Below are 21,964 nucleotides of genomic sequence, written 5' to 3' on the forward strand. Positions count from 1 at the left end.
ACGATCACTTAAAAACGATATTGCGCACGGACATAAGCCGAGCGTCCACGTGGATCGGTATAGCTAGGATCGTAGCCAGAGATGAAGTAGAACGCTTGATTGGAGTACGGCGGCGGTGTATCCAAGAGATTTTGTATGCCCGCACGTAATTGCAGCGAGGCAGTCAATTGATATGATGCTGACATATCCCATAATGAATACGCCTTGACGCGATTGGGTGCAACACGTTTACCATCCGTGACATTGATCGCCGAATTTTGGTCTTCATAAGAGGACGAATACGTATTACTCAATTGCACCGCCAACGCCCCTTGCTCCCAGTCTAGGGCGAGGTGATGACGCCATTGCGGTACCGCACCCTCGGTCACGAATTTGCCAAGATTGCTGACATAGGCATCACCTTGATTGACTTGTAGTTTTGATTTGAGCATGTAGGTCCCTTGCAGGTGTGCATGCCAATTGCCAACGCTGGTTTGGATTTTGTGTAAATCTAGATTGAGATCGATACCGCTAGATTTTTGTGAGCCGCGATTGTCTTTGCGTAACTCAATCGAGGTAATTTTGCCGTCGCTACCGCGCTTGACCAGGCTACCATATTTATCCAAATTGCTCAGAATCACGTCATCACCAATTTCGCTTATCACTTTACTGCGCTGAATCTGCCAGTAGTCGAGACCCAATGTCCATTGCGAGTTGATCTCTGCGATACCGCCGAGTGTAAATTGTTGGCTACGTTCAGGTTGCAATTGGGCATTGCTAAAACGACGAGTCGTCCAGTTGTCGGCGCAGGCGGTCAAGTCATTGTTGCTAGTCTTGCAGAGCACGGGATCAGGCAAAGTCGCCGTGGAACTCACGACGGTTGGACGATACAGGTCAGACATGGACGGCGCGCGGAAACCGCTACCAGCAGAACCTCGGAGTAACAAATCTGGCGATGCCTGATACAGTAAGCCTAGCTTAGGACTGGTCGCACCACCGACGTTTTGATACTCATCATGTCGTACGGCGAATTGCGCTTCCCAATCTTTGGCGAAGGGCGCATGCAACTCGGCAAAAACACCTTGAATATTGCGGGCGTCACGGGTATTTCTGCCATCTTCTGGCGCTGGATCATTGTTGATGTTGTTACTCTTCAACAAAGCGGAAGGTCTGAAAACGCTGGTTTCGCGTCGCAGTTCGGCACCAAGCGCTAAATTCATCTCGCCGCCATCCATAGGCATGATCGCACGACTGGCTTTGAAGTCCAGCGACGTCATGGTGCTGCGGGCGTAGCGACTCTCATCATTCACTTGGATGCTGTCGTATAGGGCTTTGCCAGCTGGGCTGGATGGGCCAAATGCATTGATCGTGCCGTCGGCAATACCCGCTAATAATTTGTCGAGTAAGACATAGCCGTGTTTATCAAAATCCAGTGCTGTGTTGGCGCTCTGAGTGATCGCTGTGTCGTAATCCCACTCTTCGAATTTGCCGGTCATGCCGACCAAGACGCGCTGTCCTTCACTGATTACCTCGTTAGTGCGATTGCCCGCTTCGGCTAAGCGCATTCGCACGGCTAGTTGGCCTGGTACTGGATCCTTCACGGTGTTTAACCCTGTGTTCGCTAATTGCGGTACCAGTTTGTAGTCAATACTCGCGGTCACGCGTGTTGGCGAGGTGACGTAGTGGGTCGTTGCTTTGCCGAGATTAAGTTCGGCATAAACTTGCTGTTGCGGCGCGATTTGAAATACTGCACGGCTTAAGAAATTGACCTTTTCTGACTCTGGAACCAGCGCCGTGTCATTCATGTAATTGTAGGTGCAGCCATTTGGACCTGCCGTGCCTTTGGGGAGATTGATGTTGGCAGGAGCATTGCAAGTGGGGGCGGAAAAGTTGATCACGCGATTGCTGATCGGTGTTCCATTGATTGCAAAATTTTGCTTACGTAAATGGTCAAGTTGTTTGGCTGTCAAACGGATATTTGCCGGGCTACTTAACCCAGACAATAAGTGTCCAAGACGTTCTGGCACTTTTAGATCATCGATGAATTCACGATTGGCGGCAAATAAGCTGCCATTGCGCTGCGCATCAAGTACGGCAAAGATATTGTAGCCATCCTGTTCTAGATTGCCTATGCCACCACTCAGGGTCAGGGTGCGTTTGGCAGCGCCGCCTTCAAAGGTTTGTCCGATATGGCTGCTGATTTCTGCACCTTGAAAGTCTTTGCGGGTGATGAAGTTAACCACGCCCGCGATGGCATCCGCACCGTAGAGCGCGGAGGCGCCATCTAATAAGATCTCAACTTTTTGTATGGCAGCGGCTGGAATCGAATTTAAATCCACGCCAGCATCATCGCCGGGCGAGGCGAAATTCGAGAGGCGGCGCCCGTTGAGTAAGACCAAGGTCGATGAGCTACCTAATCCACGCAAATTAACCGAATTGAAGCCACGTTGATCGCCGCCAGTATTGAGGCTGACGCCATCGGTCAACGCGCCAATATTGCCAACGACTTTTGCCATTAATTCGGCCGCTGTTGTGGTACCAGAGGCTTCAATGTCGCCACGACTAATGGTCTGCACTGGCAATGCAGATTGGCTATTGATACGTTTGATTGCTGAGCCGGTCACTTCGACTCTTTGCGCCTCGGTATCGACGGTCTGCGCCAACAAGCTGGAGCTGTAGCTGGTACAGAGCAATAAACAAGCACATGCTAAAGGCTTACGGGTAAAACTTTGTAATCTGTTCATAGTCTATTTTTAGTGGGCAAATAATGAATCAATTTGTCATTTTATAAGAAGGTACATTCTGGCGCGTGAGTCTAATTGAGGAAGCAATCGATTTCAATTCAAAGTGGGCGATATCCGGGAAAACTTACAAATGCTTACAACTTATTGCCATTGATTGCTATCAATTTGTTCGGGTAATTACTTTGATCCGAAAAAAATGCTAGCGGCAATACTCATGAACTTAGTAGCAGTATGTCGAGAGCGTTGTTTCCACATGCAGAATGGCGAGTTTGAGATTCCTCGTGTGATATGATTTTGGGCTATTTAATTTCAGAGAAATTTTGAGCGAATACCTTGTCGCAGATAGTTACTTCGGTCAGTTGCTCAAATAATGCTTAGCTACGCGAAAGAAACATGAATCAAACAATGACATGGTGGTTGACCGGATTGTCAGGCGCGGGGAAATCGACCTTGGCGCAGGCACTGGCATCAAATTTAAGACAGTCTCAGCATGCGGTCTGTGTGCTCGATGGTGACGAATTGCGTTTGGGGCTATCCAAGGATTTGGGATTTAGTGCCGAGGATAGAGAGGAACAATGCCGACGTGTTGCGGAAATCGCGAAAACCCTCAATGCCAACGGCATTTTTGTGGTCGTTGCTTTGATTTCACCAACACTAAGCTCTCGGTCCAGAGCACGGCAAATCATCGGCAGTGAACGTATGTTGGAAGTGTATGTTTCGACGCCACTCGATGTTTGTCAGGAACGTGATGTCAAAGGCTTATACGCAAAAGCACGCAAAGAAACCAGTTTGCAATTAACGGGAGTGCAGGCGCCTTATGAAGCACCAGTTGAACCAGATCTGGTGATTAATACGGCGCAAGTTTCTCTGGACCAGGGAGTGCAGATATTACTGGACTCAATGGCAAAATGATTCTGTAGTTAATGCAGTACATCAGTTGCCACTGGTGTTAGAACATCCACTATTTACAACTTAAAAGATTCGATATGACGCATCCTAAATTTCACTTTATCACTGGCCTGCCACGTTCGGGTTCTACTTTACTATCAGCAATATTGCTGCAAAATCCGCGTTTTCACGCCAGTATGACAAGCCCGGTTGGTACGCTCATGACTGGGATGATTAATCAATTGGGCGCTGGAAGCGAATTTGGTGGTGTCGTCAGCACTGAGCAGCGTCAGCGTTTGGCGACGGGTATGTTTCATTCTTACTATTCGGATAAAGCGGATAAAGACGTCATTTTCGATACCAATCGTATGTGGTCCGCACATATGCCTTTGCTGTTGAAGCAATTCCCCGAAGCGAAATTTATCGCCTGCGTACGTAATGTCGCGTGGATTATGGACAGCTTGGAACGTCGCTATCGTGAAAATCCTTATGAAACAACACGCTTGTTTAATAACCCGGAAGAGCGCAGCACCGTGTATAACCGCGTTGAAACTTTATCCAAGGGTAATCGCATGGTTGGCTATCCGTGGACTGCCTTGAAAGAAGCCTTTTACGGAGAAAACTCTAATTCTCTCTTGATTCTTGATTATGATTTGTTGGCACAAGTTCCTGACAAAATTATGCCGTTGATCTACCAATTCCTAGGTGAGCCGGAGTTTGAGCATGATTTTGACCACCTTGAATATGATGCGCCGGAGTTTGACGCGCCATTGGGAATCCATGGCATGCACAAAATTCGCCCAAAAGTCGGATTTCAAAAGCGCGCCAGTATTTTGCCGCCAGATATTTTTGAAAGATTCAGCAAAATGTCGTTCTGGAACGATAGAACCAATAGTCGTTGCAGTGTGATCGCGGCGCAGCCGATTGTGCCGGAACAAGCGCAAGCGAATGCTGCGGAAAAGTAATAAGACATTGCCTTGATCGTCTGTACTTTTCTTGTTAATTTGGGATAAAAAGTACAGAAGATTGCCGATTGGCAATAAAATTTAAGCAAATTTGAGGGCAGTAAATCTACTCATTTAGAAAATTTAAATGAAATGAAATTTATTTTTCTTTATTTGCCTATTTTGCGCAAAATCTTTGTTGTGTATTTGTTGGAAGCTAACCTAAGTGAATTCCAATCGTTTAATATGATGTGCTTCTCGATGTTCGATATGTCGAGAATATTTTTATTTAATTAATTTGTGAATAAGACTACAATAGTTCGCCGCAGATTTACCTTGATTAGTTCAATTCAGGGCTGCTGTGAATGAAAAAGTTGGTGTGGTAACCGCTGATTGCATCGCAAAACGAATTAAATTGTGTTGCAAAAAATATTAAAAATAAGGACTTTAAACATGAATGCAAAAAAAACTGGCAAGAAGATGAGCGCTAAGTCGTCAAAACTTGCAAATAGCACATGGATTAAGCGCTTGCTGGCTTCGGCATTCGGTTTATCCGTGGGCGTCACCGCGTTTGCTTCCATTGCAAATGCACAAATTGCAATTGGGCAAGAAGTTGATCGTCCTACCGAGCGTGCTCGCTGGAAAGCAGAATGGCGCCAAGAAGGTGTTGCCGTTGATGCGCAGCAAGCAAAAGCAATGGGTGGCTCATTGCCGTTAGAATTCCGCAAAAAAATGTTGGAAGCAGCACAATTAGAGCGCGCTAAGTGGGGTTCAATGATCCCAAGCGTCACAAGCAAAGCGACAGCATTGCCTAACGTAAAATTGAGCGCAGCAAGCGAATCACAAGCAGCGATCATCCAAGCAGCGTCAAGTGCAAATGCTTGGGTCAATATCGGTCCAAATAAAGCAGACGTTGCTAAAAATGGCGTTATCTTGGCAAAAAGCGATGCGGGTCGTGTGACTGGCATCTCGATCAACCCAGATAACCACAATGACATTTTGGCGGCATTCTCTGGCGGCGGTCTGTGGAAAACAACAAATGGCGGCGCTAACTGGACGCCATTGACGGAAAGTTTGGGTTCTTTGTCTATCGGCTCTATGGCTGTTGATCCAAACAATCGCGACACGATCTTTTTAGGTTTGGGCGATGCATTTGATGGTACTGGCGTTGGTGTTGTTAAGTCTAACGACGGCGGTGCTACTTGGAGTGCGCCAGTTTTCCTCGGTACTTCGACTGTAGTGAAGGCAATTTCCGTTGCGCCTACTAATAGCAATATCGTGTTAGCTGCGACGAACAAAGGCTTGTTCCGCTCTGTGAATCGTGGTAATTCATGGACGCAAGTTAGCTTGTCAACAGGCTATGGTGCTGCACCATTTGTCTGGTCTATTGTTTGGACTGGCGGTACAAACTTCGCTGTCTCAGTTGCTGCTGGCGCTGCGAATGATGATGGTCAGGTATTTGTGACAACAAATAACGGCGCATTCTGGACCAAAGCTAAGTTCTTCAGTGTAAATGGTTGCGATGCATTGAACGCAGGACGTTGTCTGGCCCCAGAAACGAGTGGTATTGGCCGCTCAACCTTGGCTGCTGCACCAAGCAACCCAAATATCGTGTATGCAATGGCTGCGACACCAGCTGCCAGTGAGACTGATTTGGCAGATATTTTGAAATCGACTAATGGTGGTGTTTCTTGGACACGTTTGCGTGCTGGCGACAAACCATACAACGTGATCAACCTGGAAGCCAGCAATATGTACGGTATGTTGGGTGGTCAAAGCTGGTACAACCAGATGATCAAAGTGGATCCACTTAACGAAAATATTGTGTATTTCGGCGGTAATTTGGCAGCAATCAAAACAACAGATGGTGGTCAAAGCTTCACACCGATCACAAACTGGTTAGGTCGCTTTAACTTGCCATACGTTCACGCTGATTTCCATGGCGCTGCAATCGAAGGCTCCACGATGATTTTCGGTACTGATGGTGGCTTGTTTAAGTCAACTGATGGTGGTGCGACATTTACTGATGCTTTGAACATTGGTTTGTCTACACACTTGATTTACAGCGTTGGTTCTTCGCCTGCGAGTGAAAATGCTGTTATTGGTGGCTTCCAAGATAACGGTACACGTGTTCGTGCGGGTTCAACTTTGACATACAACCAATACATCGGTGGTGATGGTTTCGGTTCTTTGGTACACCGTACTAATCCGAATTTGATGTTGGGTTCTTTGTATTACACACGTATTCAGAAGAGTACTAATGGCGGCGTATTGTTCAGCTCTGCGACGACAGGTATTACTGGTACGAATAACCCTAACACAGCTCCATTTAACACGGGCATTACATACTGGGAAGGTCCTTCAAACGCTGATACCGTGTTCACATGGACTAACACAAGAGCCTATAAGTCAGTCAATTTTGGTAGTAGCTGGACGGCAGTTGGCGCAACTGGCTTGCCAGCAACTGGTTTGTTTATTCGCGGTGTTGGTGTAGCTAAGAGCAATGTCAATGTCATGGGTATCGTTGCGAACGGTAGCCGTGTATTCTTGACGCAAAATGGCGGCGCTAGCTGGAAGCAAGCTGGTTCTTTGCCAAACAGTGGTTCTTCTTTGAGTAAGTTGGAATTTGACCCAACGAACCCAACGGTGATCTATGTAACTTCAGTCGCTGCTGATGCAACACGTAGCCATATCTGGAAATCGATTAATGGTGGCGTGAGCTGGACAGCGATTGAGTCTGGCTTGCCAGCAGGTGTACCAATTAACACTGTGAAGGTTGATCCAACCAATAACAATATTGTGTACACTGGTACAACTTTAGGTATCTATCGCTCTGTTGATGGCGGCACAAGCTGGGCGCGTTTCGGTAGTGGTATGCCATTGGTTGAAGTGACTGATATTTATACTTCACCAGATGCAAAACTGTTGCGCGTTTCTACATTTGGTCGCGGCTTCTGGCAAATGAATAAGTAATATTTGTCTTAGCTTCGTATGTCTGGACGAGGTTTGTCCGACATCAAAAAAACCCGCTAATTTAGCGGGTTTTTTTGTTTTCATTTCCGCAAACAGATTTTGAATTGCGGCGAATTTTTAACGATGCTGAAAAACAGCGATTTTTAAAAAAACCATTTCCAGTCTTTAAGTCAGGGCAGTTTCCATTAAAGCCTGCAAGTTCATCGCGAATGCGATGTTGGTAAACGAAAGTAAATGCCCATCTATTTTTTCATAGCAGTTTCATGTCGGTTTGTATCATAAGCCTGGGTACGATGTTATTATCTTAAGTATGGAATCCAGATTTTGGCTCTGGTATGCATAGATGGGACAGGAATTTTGGAGTTTGATCAGCTCTTGAATATTTAAAGTTGGTTGAATTGCTTCAAATCCCCCATAAAGCTTGGCTTTATGGGGGATTTACTTTTGATGTATACCTTTTAATAGCAGTTCTTTGAGATCGCTACCGGAATTTCTGAAAAGAGTTACAAGCGCTACGTGGAAGCTGTGAGGGAAGATTTCTATAGTCGATCGCTGATTGAAAAAACTGAAGAATTGATGTCGCCGGGCTGTAAATCTGAACCTCGACATGAAATAAAGCGAAAATTTAAGGATGCTTTGGGAAGCGTAGCCGCCGTGTCGATGAAAAATGACGTAAATTCTACAAAGCCTGACGATCCCAACGCAGTGGCATGTATGGGATTCAAATAAATCTCGTAGCAGACTTATGTAAAGAGAAAGACAGTAGCAATGAAAAAAATATGTCTAGTATTGATATGCCTTATGTTGACCGCCTGCGGTGGCGCCAGTAGCGGTCCCGCTAATGTTGCCCCTGATCCTACCTTGCCTTCTGGTACCGGCGCTAATTGGAAAATGACTTGGGGCGACGGACAAAAATCTGCCCGCGTAATTGATCCTGTTACCTTAAAGCAGACCTCAGAAACTAGTTGGAATGTCTCAGCAGTGTTTCAGGCTTTGCTAGCGGAGCCTGCTGCTGCTTCGATTTTGATTGATGAGGGGCCTAATAAAGGCCAGCCTACCAATTTACGCTGGAAAGGTACGGGTATTCCTTACGATAATCGTTTTCATCCCATGACGCGGGCGGTTTGCCGAGTGACTGGTGGTGGCTTGGCTGGCTACGGGTCAACCGGGTCGTATGCCGTATATCAAGACGAAAATGGCGTCGGACAAATCTATGAAGGCCATTTGATTTACCGTATAGGGATGAATGTGGTGTCACAGCATACGGTGCCCGGTGTTGTGGCACCTGCATTATGTGGCCCTAATCCAGTGTGGTACACGGTTTATTATGATCGTGCCAATGTCGGACCTGGCGATGTGGTCATCTACAACGGTCAATAAATTAATGTGAAGTTGTTCAATGAGGTTGAGCGCGCAGGAAATCCTTAGAAAAAACCATGAAAATTCTTTTTATTCACCAAAATTTCCCCGGTCAGTTTAGGCATTTAGTGCCCGCGTTGATTCAGCAAGGGCATCAGATTGCTGCAACCGTGATGTCGCCAACACCGGTAAATGCGCCACCACATTTGACGCTACACACTTACTATCCGAAACGTCGCTCGACACCGAATATTCATCCTTGGTTGATCGACATGGAAACCAAGACCATACGTGCAGAGGCGATGTTTCATAAGCTGATGGAGTTAAAGGCAGCAGCTTATGAGCCTGATGTAATCATTGCCCACCCAGGCTGGGGTGAGAGTTTGTTTGTCAAACAAGTCTGGCCGAATACTAAGTTAGCGATTTACTGTGAGTTTTTTTATAGCGCAGAAGGGCAGGACATGGGTTTTGATCCCGAGTTCCCAAGTCGCTCGCTGGAAGACGCATGTCGTTTAACTCTAAAAAATAATAATAACTATCTGCACTTTGAAATCGCCGATGCGGGTATTTCTCCTACTTATTGGCAGCAAAGCACTTTCCCCGCACATTTCCGAGACAAAATCAGTGTCATTCATGATGGGATCGACACTGACTTGGTATGCCCAAATGAGACTGCATCCTTTGACATAGGTGATGGCTCTAGTTTGTGTAAAAGTGATGAAGTGATTACTTTTGTGAACCGGAATTTAGAACCTTATCGGGGATATCATATTTTCATGCGGGCCTTACCGCAAATTTTGCAAGCAAGACCTCAGGCTAATGTGGTGATCGTTGGTGGTGATGATGTCAGTTATGGTGCCAAGCCTAGCGATGGTAGAAACTGGAAACAAATATTCTTAGATGAATTGCGTCCAAAACTTAGTCCCGAGCAAATGGCACGCATCCATTTTGTTGGTAAGATTTCTTATCCCCGGTTTGTCAGCTTGTTACAAGTTTCTAGTTTGCATGTATATCTAACCTATCCTTTTGTGTTGTCTTGGAGCCTGCTCGAGTCGATGAGCGCGGCATGTGCAGTTCTCGCCAGCGATACGGCACCTTTGCGTGAAGTGATTTCGGATGGGGTAAACGGCTGTTTAGTCGATTTTTTTGATGTGGATGCCTTGGCTCAACAAGCGATTGCTTTACTCAATGATCCGGCCAGGCGTGCCCTACTAGGTCAGAATGCTAGGGAGTTTGCCCGTCAACGCTATGACCTAAAAACCAGGTGTTTGCCACAACAACTGGCGTGGGTTGGCTCTCTCTTGTAATATCTTATAGTTTTTGCATTTCCGTCGTTTTCGTGACGCTCACCTCGGTGTAGCATCTCTTGATTTGAACAGCTATTTGAAAAAAAGGAAGAACGCATGAGTTCGTGGACACAAGGCTATGTAGCAGATATCGGCTATACCTATGGATATTACTCAGAATTAAGTCCAATTCGGGCGAATCTTGCTTTGCTTTACAAGGGTAATGCACTGCCCCAGCAGGGTACGCATTGCGAATTGGGATTCGGGCAGGGGATGAGTATCAACATGCATGCCGCTGCTTCTGGCGATTGTTGGTATGGCACTGACTTTAATCCATCGCAGGTGAGTTTTGCACAAGAATTGGCAGCTGTGTCTGGTGCTGATGTGCATCTGAGCGACGATAGTTTTGCTGAGTTTGCACAAAGAACCGACTTGCCACAATTTGATAGCATAGGCTTGCATGGGATTTGGAGTTGGATTAATGATGATAATCGCGCGATCATCGTCGATTTTGTCCGTAGAAAACTCAAGGTCGGCGGGCAACTTTACATTAGCTATAACACCCAACCGGGCTGGAGTGCCTTTGCACCTATGCGACATTTGTTAACCCAGCATGCGGACGTGATGGGCGCCAACGGTCAAGGCATTGTTGGCAAGATCGACGGTGCAATTGATTTTGCTGAGCGTTTGCTCGCGACCAAGCCAGCTTTTTTACTCGCCAATCCACAGGTGGCGCAAAAATTAGAGAGAATCAAAGGACAAAATCGTCAATACATCGCTCATGAGTATTTCAATTTAGATTGGGAGCCCATGCATTTTGGCGATATGCATCAATGGTTGTCGCCTGCCAAGCTTGATTTTGCCTGCTCTGCACATTACAACGAGCACATTGATGAAGTGAATCTGACGACCCAGCAGCAGAATTTTTTAGCTGAAATCGAGGATAAAGTGTTTCGTGAAAGCACGCGAGATTTCATGACCAATCAACAGTTCCGGCGTGATATTTGGATCAAGGGCGCGCGTCAACTTGGTTCTAGAGATAGGGCTGAGGCGATTCGTGCGCAGCGAGTCATGCTGACGGTGGCACCAGCGGATGTTAAATATCAACTCAAGGGGAGTCGTGGTAGTTTTAATGTCGGCGATAAGATTTATGAGCCTATCGTCAATTATCTGGCCGACTACCGCATCAGGTCGCTTGCTGAGGTTGAACAAGCGGTGGCGGCTCAAGGACTCGATTTATCTTATGTCATGAAGGTAGCGTTGGCCTTGATTGGCATGGGGTATTTGTCTCTAGTGCAGAGTGATGAGCGTATGTTGAAGGCGCAACTTGCATGTGAAAAATTAAATACACACATATTGCAGCAAGTTCGAGGCAATATCGACTACCGTTATCTGGCGAGTCCGGTAACAGGCGCTGCGATGCTCATTGATCGAGTAGAAATGTTATTTTTGGCTGCTCGACAGATGCAGTTACATAGCCAAGACGAATGGATAGAATTCGCCTGGAAAGTCTTGGAGTCGAATAAGCAAATCTTGCTTAAAGACGGCAAAAACTTGGAAACCCGGGAAGAGAATTTGACTGAGTTAGCGGTGTTAGCGATCAAGTTCGCCGCCAATAAGTTACCGGTCTTACAGGCACTCAAAGTCGTGAAATAAGCGGTCGTTCCTGTTTGAAAGCGATGGATTGCTTCCTCGGCAATCCATTGCTAGTCCCGCACTCACCGCTGCAACTTCCAATTTTCCTCGACAGAGGACGCATCAAACGCCTAATTTCATCCGGCAGAAAATAAATTGTAGATTTCAAGAAGCAAAGGTAGTATCATTAAAAATGTGATGTACGTCACATTTTTAATGATGGCTAGCGTGGATAATGCGGAACTTTTTAATTTTCTCTGCGAAATTAGACCTTCGGTACTTTTGACTTTTTTTCGAAAGACGCGACAAGCGCACACATCTGTGTGCAGAAATGAACTATGAAATCTAAATTTCAACTCCCAAAAAATGAACTCGTCGATATCCTGACGACTTTCAAAGGCACTTTCAAAACCATTGGTGTTTTTAGTGCGATTATTAACTTGCTAATGTTGGTGCCGTCTTTGTACATGCTCCAGGTCTATGACCGAGTATTGCAAAGTCGTAATGAGATGACTTTGGTCATGCTGACCTTGCTGATGTTGGGTGCATACGGCTTGATGAGCGCTTTAGAGTTTATCCGTAGTTTTGTGTTGATTCGACTCGGTGCAAAGCTTGATATGCAGATGAATAAGCGTATTTATACCGCAGCTTTTGAGCAAAATTTAAAGCGCGGCGGCGGCAATGCTGGGCAAGCGCTGCAAGATTTGACGCAAATTCGTCAATTCTTGACTGGCAATGGCTTGTTCGCATTCTTCGATGCGCCGTGGTTTCCGATTTATTTAGCAGTGATTTTCATGTTTGATGTCTACCTTGGCTTATTCGCTCTGGTGGCCGTGATTGTCATGGTTATTCTCGCTTATGTGAATGAGCAAGTATCGAAGAAACCATTGGCTGAGGCAAACACAATGGCAATTATGTCGAGTAATTTGGCAACGAACAATTTGCGTAATGCCGAAGTCATTGAAGCCATGGGTATGTTGCCTAATTTGATGGGACGTTGGTATAAATTACACGCCAAATTTCTGAATTTGCAGGCTGAAGCGAGTGAAAAATCTGGCATGGTCACTGCCGCTAGTAAGTTCGTCCGTGTTTCGGTGCAATCTCTGGTGTTAGGTTTCGGTGCCTTACTAGTTATCGAAAATAAAATGACGCCAGGGATGATGATTGCCGGTTCGATCTTGCTGGGCAAGGCGACTGGTCCTATCGATCAATTGATCGGTGTGTGGAAACAATGGAGTTCGGTGAAGAGCGCGTATGAGCGTTTGAATGACTTACTGTCAAATAATCCAGTACGTGAAGCCGGCATGGAATTACCAAAGCCGCAAGGGCATGTGTCCGTTGAAGCCGTGACTGCAGCGCCACCGGGATCTACTGTAGCGGTATTGAAAAATCTGACTTTCGGTTTAACGCCAGGCGATGTATTGGGTGTGATTGGACCTTCTGGTTCAGGTAAATCGACTTTGGCACGCTTGTTGGTCGGTGTTTGGCCTGCTGCGGTTGGTAAAGTGCGCTTAGATGGTGCGGATATTTATCAATGGAATAAAGATCAGCTAGGACCTCACATTGGTTATCTGCCGCAGGACATTGAATTATTCGGTGGCACAGTGGCAGAAAACATCGGGCGTTTTGGCGAAGTGGATTCTGAAAAAGTCATCATGGCCGCTAAGCGTGCTGGTGTGCATGATTTGATTTTGCATTTCCCTAAAGGCTATGACACTTTATTAGGCGATGGTGGTGCAGGCTTGTCGGGTGGGCAAAAGCAGCGTATCGGTTTGGCTCGAGCCATGTATGACGATCCATCGATGTTGGTATTGGATGAGCCTAACTCGAATTTGGATGATGTCGGTGAACAAGCCTTGGTTGCGGCTTTAAATGATTTACGTCAACGTGGTAAGACCATTATCTTGGTGACGCATCGCCAATCGGTACTGGGCATTACGAACAAATTATTGTTGTTGCGTGATGGTGTGGCGCAGGCTTTTGGTCCACGTGATCAAGTTTTGCAAGCCTTAGCGCAAGCGCAGCAGCAAGCACAACAACAAGCGATCGCAAGTCAACAAGCAGCAGGAAAACCTTCTGCAGCGCAAGCACCAGCAGCGCCGGCGGCACCGTCGGCAAATCCTGCGAATGAAGCACCAGCTGATACGCAGGCAAGAATCGAAGCGGCAGCGCAGGAAGAGGACGCAAAATGAAAAATTTAGCATTACAGAAAAAAGATGTCACCGATGTCGCCGTGACTAATGTCGAAACCATAGAATTAAACACAGATGCCAACTCGTATGCACGTTTGGGCTGGTTGATTGTCTTGTTAGGTTTTGGTGGCTTCGTCTTGTGGGCCATGCTCGCACCGCTAGATCAAGGCGTACCGCTGCCGGGTACGGTGGCTGTCGCGACCAACCGTAAAGTGATTCAATATCAATCCGGTGGAACTGTAGACAGTATCTTGGTTAAAGATGGCGACAAGGTCAAAGCTGGGCAGGTCTTGTTGCAGATGAATAGTGTACAGGTAAAATCCGCTCTGGATATCGCTAAAACGCAGTTCTATTCCGCAAAGGCTACAGAGGCACGCCTTTTGTCGGAGCGTGAAAATGCCAAAGATATTGTATTCCCGCCAGCATTGTTGGAAGCGAAGGCAATTCCGCAAGTGGCCAACAACATCATGTTGCAACAGCAGTTATTCAATTCACGCCGTATGTCCTTGCAAAGTGAGATGGGCGCCGCCGATGAAACCGTGGCGGGCTTGCATTTTCAGTTGACTGGCTTAGAAGAGTCGATGCAGAGTAAAAAGCAGCAGCAAGTTTTCTTGAAAGAGCAGCTTGATAGCGTGCGAGAATTGTCCAAAGATGGCTATGTTGCGCGTAATCGCTTACTCGATCTGGAGCGCACTTATGCGCAGGTGAACGGCAGCATCTCCGAAGACATTGGTAATATTGGCCGGGCTAAGCGCCAGATTGCTGAACTAACTTTGCGTAAAACACAGCGTCAACAAGACTATCAAAAAGAAGTTCGCACATTGTTGTCTGACGTTCAAAAAGAAGCGGAAGCGCTGCAAAGTCGTTTGATGGCGTTGGAATATGATTTCAAAAATGTCGATGTCAAAGCGCCGGTTGATGGCACGATTGTTGGCATGAATGTGTTCACGATTGGTGCCGTGGTACCAGCCGGATTCAAATTGATGGAATTGGTACCAGTTGGTGACGCGTTGATTATCGAAGGCCAATTGCCTGTGAATTTGGTGGATAAAATTCATAGTGGATTACCAGTGGAGTTAATTTTCTCCGCCTTTAATTCTGCGACAACACCGCATATTCCAGGCGTGGTCACCAATGTCTCTGCAGATCGTACGGTCGATGAGCGCTCAGGCATGCCTTACTACAAAGTGCGGGCAGAGGTATCTCCTGAAGGTGTCAAAAAGCTGGCGCACTTACAAGTTCGTCCAGGTATGCCGGTGGAGATGGTGGTGAAAACGGGTGAACGTACGATGATGAATTATCTGTTGAAGCCAGTCTTGAATCGTGCAACTGGTGCGCTGAAAGAGGAATGATCATGAACGCCTTATTTCGTAAAACGATGATCTCTTCGGCGTGTATGTTAGCGTTGGGATTAGCAGGAAGTGCTAATGCGATTAGCCTGATTCAAGCCTATCAGGCAGCCTTGAAAAATGATCCGCAACATCGTGCAGCAATTGCTGATAACGTAAGTGGTCAGGAGTATCGCGTGATCGGACGCTCTGCGCTTTTGCCACAAGTGCAATACAGTTATTCCACTGCGAATAATATGGGTGAATCTATCGTTCCAGATAGTTTGGGGCGTCAGAGGTTATCTAATTTGGATTACCGCAGCACCAGTAAAGGTGTAACGATACGCCAAACCTTGTTCAACGTGGATGCTTATGCACGTTTTAAACAAGGTCAGACGCAAACTAAATTGAGTGATGCTCAGTTTGATGTCCGTACTAAAGACTTAATGGTGCGAGTAATCACAGCCTATGCCGATGCCAAATATGCCGAAGATCAGTTGCGTTTGTATCAGGCACAGCGTGACTCGTATTTGGAACAGAAGTTGGTCAATGACAAGCTGTTTCAAAAAGGTGAAGGCACCAAAACCGACATGCTGGAAACCCAGTCTAAATTAGATGTTGCTGAGGCATTTGTGTTGGAGGCGACCGATAATCTCTTTAATGCCAGAAATTCGCTAGCAAGCTTGGTAGGCACGGAAGTAACGCAGCTTGATGGATTGCAGGATAATTTTAATGTTGGCGGCTTATTGCAGGGTGATTTTGAATACTGGAAAACGACGACTGAAAAAAATAATGCCGAGCTGACTGCCGCGCAATTGGCTTTGGAAATTGCCGATCAGGATATTTTGAAAAGTCGCGCTGGACATGCACCAAGACTAGATCTGAATGCCAACTATAATCGCGGCAAGTCTGAAACTGTTGCTACGCAAACGCAGGACAATAATATTCGTAGTCTTGGCGTACAGTTAGTCATTCCTATTTATTCTGGTGGCTATGTGAATGCGGTTTCTAAGCAGGCGGTTGCTCAGAAAGAAAAGGCGAGAGCCGAAGTCGATGGAACACGAAACAAAGTCATGAACGAATTGCGTAAGCAATTTAATCTGGTGAAAAGTAGTGTCGCGAAGATGGATGCTTTGCAAAAATCAGTCGCATCCTCTACGGTATTGGTGGAAGCGACTAAGCAAAGTATTAAGGGCGGTGTGCGTATCAATTTGGATCTCTTGAATGCACAACAGCAATTAGTCACAGCGCAGCGCGATCTAGCGCAGGCTCGTTACTCCTACTTGATTGGTTTCATTAAATTGAAAGCCACGGCTGGCGTTGCCAATCTGGATGATTTGCATACACTTTCAGGATTGTTTGCGTCGAACTAAACTCGCGTTCGTCGTAGCAAAGAAAAAAGGGGCTTAGGTTTGACACCTAAGCCCCTTTTTTTATCCAGCCAATTTTTTCTTCAGTAATTCGTTAACTTGCGCTGGATTGCCTTTGCCCTTGGTCGCTTTCATCGCTTGGCCGACTAAGGCATTAAAGGCCTTCTCCTTGCCTGCACGATATTCATCGACTGATTGCTGATTCGCAGCCATCACGTCATCGATGATTTTTTCCAGCGCGCCGACATCGGAAATTTGTTTCAGACCTTTGGCATCGATGACTTTATCGGCCAGATCGATATCCGCAGCAGGGGTTTGCCACATTGCGGCGAACACTTCTTTGGCGATCTTGTTCGAGATGGTGCCATCGGTGATACGTTGCAATAACAAAGCGAGTTGCGCGGCATTGACTGGGATGCTAGTGATATCCATGCTTTCGCGATTCAGCGTCGAGGAGACATCGCCCATCAACCAGTTGGCGATTTGCTTGGCCTGCGCGGGCTTATCGCCTGCTGGGGAGGCCGCAATTGCCGCTTCAAAATATGCCGCCATCGCTTTTGATTGCGTGACGATCATCGCGTCGTAATCCGATAAGCCGAATTGCGCGATAAAGCGTTCACGCATAGCCGTTGGCAGTTCTGGCATGGTGCTGCGAACTTGCTCTACCCATTCGCGGCTGATGCGTAATGGTGGTAAATCAGGGTCAGGGAAGTAGCGATAATCTTGTGAATCTTCTTTGCTACGCATAGAGCGCGTTTCTTTGCGATCTGGGTCATACAGACGGGTTTCTTGGATGACTGTGCCACCGTCTTCGATCAGTTCGATTTGACGACGCACTTCGATATTGATCGCTTCTTCGAGGAAACGGAAGGAGTTCAAATTCTTAATTTCACAACGTGTGCCAAATTCTTTTTGACCGACTGGACGCACGGAGACATTGGCGTCGCATCGGAAGGAACCTTCTTGCATATTGCCATCGCAAATATCCAACCACATGACTAAGGAATGCAAAGCTTTGGCATACGCTACCGCTTCGGCCGCGCTGCGCATCACGGGCTCAGTCACGATTTCCAATAGCGGCGTGCCAGCACGATTGAGGTCGATGCCGGTCATGCCTTGATAGTCTTCGTGTAGAGATTTGCCGGCATCTTCTTCTAGATGCGCGCGCGTGAGTTCGATGACTTTAACTTCCGATTTACCATCTTTCTCAACCACGCAAGTGACCGTGCCACCTTGCACGACTGGGATTTCAAATTGGCTGATTTGATAGCCCTTAGGCAGATCAGGGTAAAAATAATTTTTGCGCGCGAAGATGGATTCTGGTGCGATGGTCGCGCCAACCGCTAGGCCAAATTGGATGGCTTTTTCTACTGCGCCTTTATTCATCACCGGCAAGACGCCAGGCAAAGCCAGATCAACTGGGCTGGCTTGTGTGTTTGGCTCGGCGCCAAATTGGATAGACGAACCGCTGAAAATTTTTGAATTGGTTTTGAGCTGTGCGTGTGTCTCAAAACCGATAACGACTTCCCATTGCATAATGAATCCCTAAATAATACGTTCGTGGTGTACCTAAGTTTTTATTCCCTCTCCCGCAAGCGGGAGAGGGTTAGGGTGAGGGTGGTTCAGATAAGAGAATGTTCAATTTTTAGATGTTTTTAAAATTCGACGCTACAAACAAAAAATTGTAATAGTAGCTGAATGTCCCTCATCCCAACCCTTCTCCCGTTTGCGGGAGAAGGGCTTTTAATTCAAATATTTATCTAGGCGCCTTAGTATGCCAATCAGTCGCTTGCTGAAACTGGTGCGCAACATTGAGCAACTTCGCTTCCGCAAAATAATTGCCGATGATTTGCAAACCAACAGGGCGCTTACTATTTTTTTCGCCTTGTCCAAAACCACACGGAATCGACATACCAGGTAAGCCTGCTAAGCTAGTCGATAAGGTGAAGATATCGGCCAAATAATTCGCGACTGGATCATCGGATTTATCACCAAGATCCCACGCTACAGTCGGCGCAACTGGCCCCATGATCACATCGCATTGTTCAAACGCCGCTTGGAAATCTTGCGCGATTAAGCGGCGGATTTTTTGCGCTTGCAAATAATAAGCATCGTAGTAACCGTGTGATAAAACGTAAGCGCCAGTCAAAATGCGGCGCTTGACTTCATCGCCAAAGCCTTCGGTGCGCGTCTTGCGATACATGTCATTTAGATCTTTGTATTCAGCAGCACGATGACCGTAACGTACGCCGTCAAAACGACTCAGATTAGAAGAGGCTTCGGCTGGTGCGATGATGTAATACACCGGAATTGATAACTCTGTTTTTGGCAGAGAAATATCGACCAAGACTGCACCCATTTTTTCGTATTCGGCTAAGGCGGCGCGGACGGCTTGTTCTACGTCTTTCGCTAAACCTGCACCAAAAAATTCACGCGGTACACCGATGCGTAAGCCTTTAATGTCTTGATGCAAATCGCGAGAAAAATCTTCTTTGTCGCGTTGTACGCTGGTCGAATCTTTTTCATCAAAGCCCGTCATCGCATTGAGCAGCCAGCTGCAGTCTTCCGCAGTTTGGGCAATCGGGCCGCCTTGATCGAGCGAAGAGGCAAACGCAATCATGCCGAAACGTGAAACGCTACCGTAAGTTGGCTTGATGCCGGTCACGCCGCAGAAGGCAGCGGGTTGACGAATTGAGCCACCTGTATCAGTACCAGTGGCTGCCGGCGCTAAACGCGCGGCAATTGCAGCAGCAGAGCCGCCAGATGAGCCGCCCGGAACAGCTGTGATATCCCAAGGATTTTTGACCGCGCCAAAATACGAATTCTCATTGCCAGAACCCATCGCGAACTCATCGCAATTGAGTTTGCCTAAAGTGACGGTACCTGCTTGATTAAATAATTCAACCACGGTCGCATTAAATGGGCTGACATAATTTTCTAACATGCGTGAGCCAGCCGTAGAGCGCCAATCACGCGTTACAAAAATATCTTTGTGGGCAATGGGAATGCCGGTCAGTGCAGTTGTATCGCCTCGCGCCAATCGTTGATCGGCGATAGTAGCTTGCGCCAAAGTCAATGCGCGATCGACATGGGTGAAGGCGTTTAGATTGCTGGCCTCAATGCGATTCAAATAATGCGTTGCTAGTTCAGTAGCGGAGACTTGTTTGCTCTGCAGCAGAGTAGAGAGTTGTTTTAGTGAGTGCGTGTGCATGGATTTTCTCAGCGTATTCTTGTGGTCGTTGCATCATGTCAGCGAGGGTGTCGCTTGATCGCAGACATGCATAAAATTGCTAGTGTTTGCTGGGGTGATAATTTGGCGCTCTACTCTATGACTTTTGGTACTAGGTAGAGGCCGTCTTGGGTCGCTGGTGCGACCTGTTGATATTCTTCGCGATGATTGCTTTCCGTGACTTTATCTTCACGCAAGCGTAAGAAAATCTCTGGCATGACCGTCGCAATTGGATGACTCAAAGGCGCTACGCCAGTGGTATCGACCGCTTCTAATTGTTCGGCGATTGCGAAAAACCCATTGAGTTTCTCCAATGTGCTAGTCGCTTCGGCTTCGGTTAATTCGAGTCGCGCCAAGTTGGCGATACGTTTTACATCGTTTAATTCTAATGACATGGTTTATTACGCTAAAGGTGCGCCAAAAATTAGGTTAATGACAAAAATGTTGCTTGAAAACGGAAGCTGAGACCGGGGCTGACTTATTCTTTTTTTGTGCTACCGGTGAGCCCTAAAAAATCACTGAAATTTGCAAATTCTATTTAGAGGATTGCCTATGATTTCTAGGATTATAAGGTAGAATGTCGGGTTAATACTCTTAAAATCGCCGAAGATATCGTGTTTGTTGATAGATTTTATGGTTTTGAAGTCGTGATCTGAATAATCTTTACTGCCTGTGGTTTTTGTAATTTGTCGTTATCTTGCAGTAAGTTCATTTATCACCTTATATTTTTATTCCAGTGTGCAGTCGTTTGTGAGCTGTTCAGCTGTGTTTTTTGTAAAGATAGGGTGAAGTTGGCTCAGCGAAACGCTCAAGTTAGACGATCTGGATAGATCAGCGATTGAGAGTAAACAATTTTTTTGATGCAGCAAAAAAAACTGCTGCTCATTTTGCCAATAGATTGATCTGGAACGATCTGGGTCGACAACACAGAATACACAGGAATTTACATGTTCGGTTTTTTTCGTAGTAATGATTTGGCAATTGATCTCGGTACTGCCAATACCCTCATTTATGTTCGCGGTCAGGGCATCGTTTTAGATGAGCCTTCGGTTGTGGCGATTCGCCAAGAAGGCGGCCCTAACGGCAAAAAAACAATTCAGGCCGTAGGTAAAGAAGCGAAGCAAATGCTGGGCAAGGTTCCTGGTAATATCGAAGCGATCCGTCCGATGAAAGATGGCGTGATTGCGGACTTCACCGTGACTGAGCAAATGCTCAAGCAGTTCATCCGCATGGTGCACGACAATAAATTATTTAAACCTTCCCCACGCATCATCATTTGCGTTCCTTGTGGTTCTACCCAAGTTGAGCGTCGTGCGATTCGTGAATCCGCATTAGGTGCTGGTGCTTCTCAAGTGTATTTGATTGAAGAGCCAATGGCGGCGGCAATCGGTGCTGGTTTGCCAGTGTCGGATGCAACTGGGTCCATGGTAGTCGATATCGGTGGTGGTACAACTGAGGTGGGCGTGATTTCTCTCGGCGGTATGGTCTACAAAGGCTCTGTACGCGTTGGTGGTGATAAGTTTGATGAAGCGATTGTCAATTACATCCGTCGTAATTACGGCATGTTGATTGGTGAACAAACAGCAGAAGCGATTAAGAAGACAATCGGCTCCGCTTTTCCAGGTTCTGAAATTAAAGAAATGGAAGTTAAAGGTCGCAATCTGTCTGAAGGTATCCCACGTTCTTTCACGATTTCGAGTAACGAAATTTTAGAAGCCTTGACAGATCCTTTGAATAACATCGTCTCTGCTGTTAAAAATGCCTTGGAACAGACGCCACCAGAACTTGGTGCTGATATTGCTGAAAAAGGCATGATGCTGACTGGTGGTGGCGCTTTGTTACGTGATCTGGATCGTTTGTTGATGGAAGAAACTGGTTTGCCAGTATTAGTCGCCGAAGAGCCTTTGACCTGCGTGGTACGCGGTTCAGGTATGGCTTTAGAGCGTATGGATAAATTGGGTTCTTTATTCTCTTACGAATAATGTTAGTGCTGGCAACATCTTTGATGATGCAAGGTGATGCCAGATACAGCAGAAT

Annotated in this window: 14 protein-coding genes; 10 read left to right on the forward strand and 4 right to left on the reverse strand. The window is 46.5% G+C overall.

Annotation, left to right across the window (positions count from 1 at the left end; genetic code table 11):
• Positions 1–8: 8 nt before the first annotated feature.
• Positions 9–2,723, reverse strand: a complete 2,715-nt coding sequence (locus H8K52_RS02735; protein WP_186921195.1) for a TonB-dependent receptor — start codon at positions 2,721–2,723, stop codon at positions 9–11.
• Positions 2,724–3,116: 393 nt separating this feature from the next.
• Here H8K52_RS02735 and cysC point away from each other — a divergent pair, with 393 nt between their 5' ends.
• From cysC to H8K52_RS02780, 9 genes are all read left to right on the forward strand, one after another.
• Positions 3,117–3,635, forward strand: coding sequence for an adenylyl-sulfate kinase (gene cysC / locus H8K52_RS02740; RefSeq protein ID WP_186921196.1), 519 nt, complete (start codon positions 3,117–3,119; stop codon positions 3,633–3,635).
• Between the two features lie 74 nt (positions 3,636–3,709).
• Positions 3,710–4,576, forward strand: a complete 867-nt coding sequence (locus H8K52_RS02745; protein WP_186921197.1) for a sulfotransferase family protein — start codon at positions 3,710–3,712, stop codon at positions 4,574–4,576.
• 432 nt (positions 4,577–5,008) lie between these two features.
• On the forward strand, positions 5,009–7,528 hold the full coding sequence (locus H8K52_RS02750; protein WP_186921199.1) for a WD40/YVTN/BNR-like repeat-containing protein: 2,520 nt from the start codon (positions 5,009–5,011) through the stop codon (positions 7,526–7,528).
• Between the two features lie 801 nt (positions 7,529–8,329).
• Positions 8,330–8,908: a hypothetical protein gene (locus H8K52_RS02755; RefSeq protein ID WP_186921201.1), complete on the forward strand. Its 579-nt coding sequence runs from the start codon at positions 8,330–8,332 to the stop codon at positions 8,906–8,908.
• 56 nt (positions 8,909–8,964) lie between these two features.
• On the forward strand, positions 8,965–10,194 hold the full coding sequence (locus H8K52_RS02760; protein WP_186921203.1) for a glycosyltransferase family 4 protein: 1,230 nt from the start codon (positions 8,965–8,967) through the stop codon (positions 10,192–10,194).
• Positions 10,195–10,290: 96 nt separating this feature from the next.
• Positions 10,291–11,829 carry a class I SAM-dependent methyltransferase gene (locus tag H8K52_RS02765; protein WP_186921205.1) on the forward strand — a complete coding sequence of 513 codons (1,539 nt, stop codon included), beginning with the start codon at positions 10,291–10,293 and terminating at the stop codon, positions 11,827–11,829.
• Positions 11,830–12,146: 317 nt separating this feature from the next.
• The gene (locus H8K52_RS02770) at positions 12,147–14,000 is read left to right on the forward strand and encodes a type I secretion system permease/ATPase (RefSeq protein WP_186921207.1); all 1,854 of its coding nucleotides are present in this window, start codon (positions 12,147–12,149) and stop codon (positions 13,998–14,000) included.
• Positions 13,997–15,352, forward strand: a complete 1,356-nt coding sequence (locus H8K52_RS02775; RefSeq protein WP_186921209.1) for an HlyD family type I secretion periplasmic adaptor subunit — start codon at positions 13,997–13,999, stop codon at positions 15,350–15,352. Before H8K52_RS02770 ends, H8K52_RS02775 begins: the two co-directional genes overlap by 4 nt.
• A gap of 2 nt (positions 15,353–15,354) precedes the next feature.
• On the forward strand, positions 15,355–16,701 hold the full coding sequence (locus H8K52_RS02780; protein ID WP_186921211.1) for a TolC family outer membrane protein: 1,347 nt from the start codon (positions 15,355–15,357) through the stop codon (positions 16,699–16,701).
• Positions 16,702–16,761: 60 nt separating this feature from the next.
• Here the strand turns inward: H8K52_RS02780 and gatB are convergent, their stop codons facing one another.
• The 3 genes from gatB to gatC all read right to left on the reverse strand — a co-directional run bounded on the left by gatB (position 16,762) and on the right by gatC (position 20,322).
• The gene (gene gatB / locus H8K52_RS02785; RefSeq protein WP_186921213.1) at positions 16,762–18,234 is read right to left on the reverse strand and encodes an Asp-tRNA(Asn)/Glu-tRNA(Gln) amidotransferase subunit GatB; all 1,473 of its coding nucleotides are present in this window, start codon (positions 18,232–18,234) and stop codon (positions 16,762–16,764) included.
• 220 nt (positions 18,235–18,454) lie between these two features.
• Positions 18,455–19,909 carry an Asp-tRNA(Asn)/Glu-tRNA(Gln) amidotransferase subunit GatA gene (gene gatA / locus H8K52_RS02790; RefSeq protein WP_186921215.1) on the reverse strand — a complete coding sequence of 485 codons (1,455 nt, stop codon included), beginning with the start codon at positions 19,907–19,909 and terminating at the stop codon, positions 18,455–18,457.
• 110 nt (positions 19,910–20,019) lie between these two features.
• Positions 20,020–20,322 (reverse strand): Asp-tRNA(Asn)/Glu-tRNA(Gln) amidotransferase subunit GatC, encoded by a 303-nt coding sequence (gene gatC / locus H8K52_RS02795; protein ID WP_186921217.1) that lies wholly within the window; start codon positions 20,320–20,322, stop codon positions 20,020–20,022.
• A 552-nt stretch (positions 20,323–20,874) separates the two neighbouring features.
• On the opposite strand from gatC, the gene H8K52_RS02800 reads away from it, so the two are divergent.
• On the forward strand, positions 20,875–21,909 hold the full coding sequence (locus H8K52_RS02800) for a rod shape-determining protein (RefSeq protein ID WP_186921219.1): 1,035 nt from the start codon (positions 20,875–20,877) through the stop codon (positions 21,907–21,909).
• Positions 21,910–21,964: the final 55 nt, after the last annotated feature.

The organism is Affinundibacterium seohonense (assembly GCF_014284305.1).
GTDB classification, from domain to species: Bacteria; Pseudomonadota; Gammaproteobacteria; order Burkholderiales; family Burkholderiaceae_D; genus Undibacterium; species Undibacterium seohonense.